The following is a 2,756-nucleotide window of genomic DNA, read 5'->3' as shown; positions in this document are numbered from 1 at the left end:
GCCATCCGGCCCGCCGGGCACGCCGTGCGGTCCTGCGGGCCGCCGCCGCCTGCGCGGCCGCCCTGACCCTGTTCACGGCCGTCCCGGCGGGTGCGCTGCCCTCCGGCGGCAGCGTCCGCCCGGCCGCCGACTCCTCCGTCACGGCCGAGTACCCGGTGGTGATGACCATCGACGCGCTGAGCCCCCAGGTCGCCGCCCCGAACGGCATCGTGACGATCACCGGGCACGTCACCAACGCGGGCAACTCGGCGGTCAAGGGCGCCCACGCGGCCGTCCGCAAGCCGAACAGCAGCAGGCCGCTGGACCGGCGCAGCGATCTGGCCAACGTGGCCGGCCGCTCCACGCCGGACGGCAAGGACGGCGTGGAGCTGGACAGCCCGCAGTACGCCCTGCCGGAGCTGGACCCCGGGCAGAGCCAGCCGTACACCCTGAGCGTCGCGGTGAGCGACCTCGGACTCTCCACGAGCGGCGCGTACGAGCTCGCGGTGGACGCCTGGGGCACGACCGCCGACAACCCGCGCGACCGTGCCCTTGGCATCGCCCGGACCTTCCTGCCGTACAACCCGGGCGGCGCCGAGGCGCAGCCGACGAAGGTCGCCACGATCTGGCCGCTGGTGCACCCGCCGGTGATGGCCGCCCAGACCGTCGCCGACAACGACCAGACCATCTCGGTGCTGCGCGACGACAGCCTGGCCACCGAGTTCGCCCCGGGCGGCCGGCTGTACGAGCTGGTCGACACCGGCGCCAAGCTGAACGGGCTGACCTGGGTGATCGACCCGGACCTGCTGGACGCCGCGCTCGCGATGACCAAGCCCTACCGGGTGCAGAAGCCGGGGACCGAGGAGTCGGGCAAGTCGGCCAAGGACGACAACACCGTCCAGCTCCCCCCCTCGCCCGCCGCCGTCGCCTGGCTGGACAAGCTGCGGGCCGCCGTCGCCAAGCCGGGCGTCCAGGTGGTCTCGCTGCCGTACGCCGACCCCGACCTCGCCTCGATCGCGCACAACGGCTCCGACCTGACCGGGGTGACCACCGCGCTGAGCAAGGCGACCACGGCCGGCCGGCTGACCGTCGAGGGCCGGCTCTCCGTGGACACCCGCTCGGACGTCGCCTGGCCGTTCCAGGGCTACCTCGACCAGCAGATCGCCGCCCTCGCCCAGCAGTCGGGCAGCGGGCTGCTGCTGGTCAACGGCGAGAGCATGCCGGAGCCGGACTCGCTCAACTACACCCCGACCGCCGTCCGCCCGATCGGCAACGGGCAGAACGCCGTGGTGGCCGACGAGACCGTGTCCTCGCTCTTCGACAAGGACCTGAGCAGCCCGCAGGCGCAGACCGAGGCCACCCAGCGCTTCCTCGCCGAAACCTTCGCGATCACCCACGAGCAGCCGCAGAACCAGCGCGGGCTGCTGGTCATGCCGCCGCGCGAGCTGAGCGCCGCCAACGCCAAGGCACTGGCGACCGCCCTCCAGACGGCGGACGGCAAGTGGATCTCCTCGGTCAAGCTGGACGCGGTGGCCCAGTCCGCGGCCGACCCGAAGGCCAACACCGCCGTCCCGGCGCCCACCGACTACCCGACCCAGGCCCGGGCCTCGGAGCTGCCGGCGGCCGACCTGAGCCGCACCGACGACATCCAGCACGACCTGGACACCCTGATGCGGGTGCTCACCCTGCCGCAGCGGGTGCGCGGCCCGTTCAGCGCCGCGATGGTCCGCTCGCTGTCCACCGAGTGGCGCAGCCAGCCGCCGGCCGGGAGCACCTACCGCACCGGCGTCACGGAGTACCTGAAGGAGCTGACCAGGGCCGTCCAGGTGCCGAAGAAGAACGTGGTCACCCTGGCCGGCGACACCGGTCTGCTCCAGGTCAGTGTCCGCAACGACCTGACTCAGACGGTCACCAACCTCAAGCTGGTGCTCACCTCGGCCCAGCCGAACCGGCTGCGGGTGAGCAAGGAGGAGGAGCTGGTCCTCCCGCCCTCGCAGAGCGTGACCCTCCGCTTCAACGCCGAGGCGCACAACAACGGGCCGGTCGCGATGACCGCCCAGCTGTGGACCACCGGCCCCGACTCCCGGCCGTACGGCGAGGCCCGGAAGTTCACGGTGGAGGTCACCTCGGTGACCAACGGCGTGCTGTACGTCTTCGCGGGCGCCGGCGTCCTGCTGCTGCTGGCCGCGCTGCGCTTCGTGCGCCAGCGCAAGCGGCGCGGCGGGCAGCCGCACGAGGACGGCGACCAGCCGGTCGGGGACGCCCCGGCGGCGGGTGGCTCCGCGGCCGCCGGGCCCGCGCCGCAGCCCCCGGCGGAGGGCACGGCGAAGGAGTCCACCGCGGATCCCGCCGGGGCCCCGGCGGCGGACGGGACCGGCGGGACGGACGACGCCCCTGGTGACGGTCCTGCACAGACACCGCGTGGCAGCAGCCCGGATGGCCGGGATCGGGCCGCCGGTGATGAGAAGGTTGGTCCTTGATACCGCCGACCCCCCGCATCCCCGGGCCGGCCTCCCCCACGACAGCGAAGAGGTGACATGACCGGGCGCAGCGAGGAGCGGCCGCCGGGCCGCGGTGAGAGCCGGCCGGGCGCCGAGTCGCCGTCCGGCGACTGGTACGTGGCCGACACCTACGCCCAGGACCCGTACGCGGCGAACGCCTACGGGCACCCGCAGGACGGCCGGGACCCGTACGGCCTGCAGGCCGGTCGGCCTGCCGCGCCCCAGCCGCCGGCCGCCGCGTACGACGTGCCGCCGCAGCTGCCGCCGCAGGGCGGC

General features: G+C 74.3%; 1 protein-coding gene and 1 pseudogene. Both read left to right on the top strand.

The window, feature by feature from the left end:
- On the top strand, positions 1 to 2,459 hold a 2,459-nt coding region (locus KS423_RS42840), incomplete at its 5' end, for a DUF6049 family protein (RefSeq protein ID WP_224285106.1).
- A 57-nt stretch (positions 2,460 to 2,516) separates the two neighbouring features.
- Positions 2,517 to 2,756 (top strand): annotated as a pseudogene (locus KS423_RS42835) (hypothetical protein); the annotation flags it as partial.

The organism is Streptomyces sp. LS1784 (genome assembly GCF_020103755.1).
Taxonomy (GTDB): domain Bacteria; phylum Actinomycetota; class Actinomycetes; order Streptomycetales; family Streptomycetaceae; genus Kitasatospora.
This window is presented reverse-complemented; position numbering and strand designations above follow the sequence as displayed.